Consider the following 3,216-nt stretch of genomic DNA (forward strand, 5'->3'; position numbering starts at 1 on the left):
GGTCCACGGCAGCCCCCGTCCCTCAAGGGACACTTGAGGTCCGACAGTACCCTCATCGGTACTGTGTCTTGTGTACGCTCCCAACGCCAAGCCAGACACCTCGGCATACTGCACACTGAGATAGTAGTTAACTGCTATTTAAGTGTTAGGCAGAGCTGTGTGAAAGTGAAACAAGTAAAAAACGCAATTCATCCCCCTAACACGTTGGGGGGTCTTCTTGCGAATTGGTTATAAATCTACGTATACACTTTTTTTACATATATATTTTGCTGACCTTTTTCTTTGGACAAATTATGAAAATCAGTCATTCCAAATCCTTTCTCTCAAGAATAATTATACTGAACAGTAAGGGTAGTATTATGAATAAAACTAGAGTCACAACGCCTATTGTTGGATCTATGTGCACAGTTCCCTCAAGAGCGTTTTCGCCAAAAACTTCAACTGTCCAAATGATACCCGTGCTGTACAAGACATCATAGTAGGCATACTCATAGAATCCAAAAATGGAGGTAACCAGATTCATTCCAAAAAAGAAAAAGATCGGCAAGATGCCTGCTAAAATTGCTCTTTTAGTTATTGAGGAAAAAAGCAAGGACATTGAAGCGATTGCTAATATAAACAACTCAGAGATCCAAATCCACGCAAAAGAAGTATTCCATATTTCCTCGCTCGCTACCCAATCGGAAAGCAATCCGAAGTGTGCGGGAACAATACTAGTGCACAAAAGGATACTGCAGTATACAAAAGAAAACAACACAAAGGAAACTACTACAAAGGATAAGAACTTCATTAGAACGAATTCGGATCGATATATAGGCTTAGAAACGAAGGTGTGTAGAGTCCTTTGTGAATATTCTCCAGCGATATACTCACTAGTTAAAATTGAAGTGATCGCGATAATTGGCAATCCTACCCAGAAAAATCGTGCGAAATTTCCAAACTCTTTCAAGGAATCAATCATGCTTTCTAGTATTTGTTCTCTTCCGAGTTCTTCACCTTGTATGAAAAGAATTATCTCGCCATTCCTAATCTGTTCAGGAACAAGTGCAATTCCAAATACTAAAGCAATTACAATTACAGGGGCAATCATTACAGCGACAAAGATTAAGAATTTTTTACTTCGGAACGCTAATAAAATCTCCTCAAAGGCTAATCGCAAAATGGTTTTAATCCTTATCCTTTTCATTGCAAAAATCACCCTTTGTATTTGATCGATGAAGGATTTATTTCTTGAATTTGGCTTGGCGATACTTCGATTTCCCGGACAAGTCTCATGAAAAGAGACTCAAGTGATTCCCTAATAGGACTAAATTGATATAGGGCCAAATCGCGTTCGACAATGACTCTAACAAGTGCCTTACTTAGTCTTTCTTTGTCGTTGCATTCAACAATCAATTGATTTCTCTCGTTGATATCTGCAGATAAAATAAAATCGAGTTTTTCCATTTCCTCTTTTAACGCATAAGGATCACTTACCTTTACTTCAAACGTTGCCATTTTCTCATTTTGAAGTGCACTTAATTGACCTTGAGTCACGATTTTACCTTTGTTAATAATGGCAATATTGTCTGCAACTTTTTCGACTTCAGAAAGAATGTGGGACGATATCAAGACGGTTTTCTTTTCACGTTCAACCATAAGTTTTATTTTATCTAAAATCTCTGCACGGCCAATTGCGTCAAGGTTAGCAGTAGGTTCGTCGAGAATAAGCAATTCAGGGTCATTAAGAAGGGCTTGCGCTAAACCTAGGCGTTGTCTCATTCCCCCAGATAGACTACCAATCTTGTTATATTCCCAACCTGCTAAACCGACCCAATCAAGTAACTCTAAGGCGTTGTCTTTGGAAGTTTTTCTTGAGAGTCCGTATAGTGCGCCAATGAATATCAAAAAATCAAATAAAGTCCAAGTATCATTAAGACCGAGTCGTTCAGGAAGATAGCCGATTTTTTCGCGTGCTTCAATACTTCTGCTATCAAAACCGAGAAGTTCTGCAGTGCCCTTTGATGCTTTCAGGAGGTTTACGAGAATCATAAGCGTAGTTGTTTTTCCAGCCCCATTAGGACCAAGAAATCCAAAACATGATCCACATGGAACGTCAAAATCTATTCCTTTTACAGCCTGAAAGTTTCCATAGAACTTTTCTAGATTTCTTACCTTAATTGCAAATTCCATTAGCTACCGTCCTTCTTTGATCATCTTTTTCTTCTTCGTTATTTTAGGTCTCGATACGAAATAAGCTAGTAGAGGAGGGATTATTGCGAGAGGAATGAAGATAGGAAAGTAGTAAGACATGTGAATACTCATATCTACGTTTTTAGCTAATGTAAGCGATATTATGGTGGCGTAAGTATCATTTCGCCATCGATATTCGAAAAGTACACCACTTTCCAGATCATATCTTGTTTCAATAGTTTTATTTTCTCCATCAATCGACTGTATTTTTCGTTGAAAAATATAGCATTCACGCACAGCTCCTAATGCAAAGTATGTGTCTTCACCAATTGCTTGAAGAGTCTCTCTGCCAATTTTAATTCGCGATCCACTGGAAAAATCAGCCACATTTATCCACCACATAATACCCTGCTGATCTTGCACATCTCCTCGGCGCGAGTATAAATCGACTTCATATGTTCTGATTCTCTGCCATTCTTCAGGTTTGTAAGTATCTGCAACCGTTATTTTGTTGCCATCTACATCTTTACTTTCAAACCAGACATAAAACTCAACTGGGTTTATTTCAGTATCATAAAAAGTCCCATTTCCAAAGACTTCAGTGAATGCAGATTGCCTGAATCCAAGCACAAATTCATTTTGAGGGAATGTGTCTTGACCATTTGATTGAATGGAGGGTGAAATCACGATCGAGAAAATAAATAAAATCAATAAAAATGATAGTATCATACCTCTTAACTTCTGCACTTTATTCCATTTCTCCTTTCCTTTTTAGTCCCCGTTTACGTTTCGATCGTTTCTTATTAATAATAACGATAGCAATGGAAAGTCCAATAGTTAAAGCAAACGTAATGAGAAGAGACGTCCACACTTCATCAGCAACCCCTGCAAAACCTCCACCTCCTCCAAAAACCTCTAATGTCAACGGTGCCTGATTAGAAATAGTGTGGTTCGCGGTCGTGTCATCATCATAATTGATGATAACAAAAAGTTCGTAATTAAAGTTAATCTTCGATTCATAAGTACCCTGCCTGCACCATACAC

4 protein-coding genes are annotated in these 3,216 nt (G+C 38.3%); all 4 read right to left on the reverse strand.

The genetic code is table 11. From position 1 onward, the window contains the following. Window positions 1-304: 304 nt before the first annotated feature. The gene (locus QVB70_RS02865) at window positions 305-1,186 is read right to left on the reverse strand and encodes an ABC transporter permease (RefSeq protein WP_287583179.1); all 882 of its coding nucleotides are present in this window, start codon (window positions 1,184-1,186) and stop codon (window positions 305-307) included. Window positions 1,187-1,194: 8 nt separating this feature from the next. Next, window positions 1,195-2,172 (reverse strand): ABC transporter ATP-binding protein, encoded by a 978-nt coding sequence (locus tag QVB70_RS02870; protein WP_287583182.1) that lies wholly within the window; start codon window positions 2,170-2,172, stop codon window positions 1,195-1,197. Between the two features lie 3 nt (window positions 2,173-2,175). Further along, on the reverse strand, window positions 2,176-2,919 hold the full coding sequence (locus QVB70_RS02875) for a hypothetical protein (RefSeq protein ID WP_287583184.1): 744 nt from the start codon (window positions 2,917-2,919) through the stop codon (window positions 2,176-2,178). 1 nt (window position 2,920) lies between these two features. After that, window positions 2,921-3,216 (reverse strand): hypothetical protein (locus QVB70_RS02880; RefSeq protein ID WP_287583186.1); only part of this gene is annotated, 296 nt, incomplete at its 5' end.

The sequence above is a fragment of the Candidatus Borrarchaeum sp. genome (genome assembly GCF_019058535.1).
GTDB classification, from domain to species: domain Archaea; phylum Asgardarchaeota; class Sifarchaeia; order Borrarchaeales; family Borrarchaeaceae; genus Borrarchaeum; species Borrarchaeum weybense.

Coding starts and splice junctions, on each gene's coding strand:
- QVB70_RS02865 (WP_287583179.1), bottom strand. CDS start 1,186: ATGAAAAGGATAAGGATTAAAACCATTTTGCGATTAGCCTTTGAGGAG.
- QVB70_RS02870 (WP_287583182.1), bottom strand. CDS start 2,172: ATGGAATTTGCAATTAAGGTAAGAAATCTAGAAAAGTTCTATGGAAAC.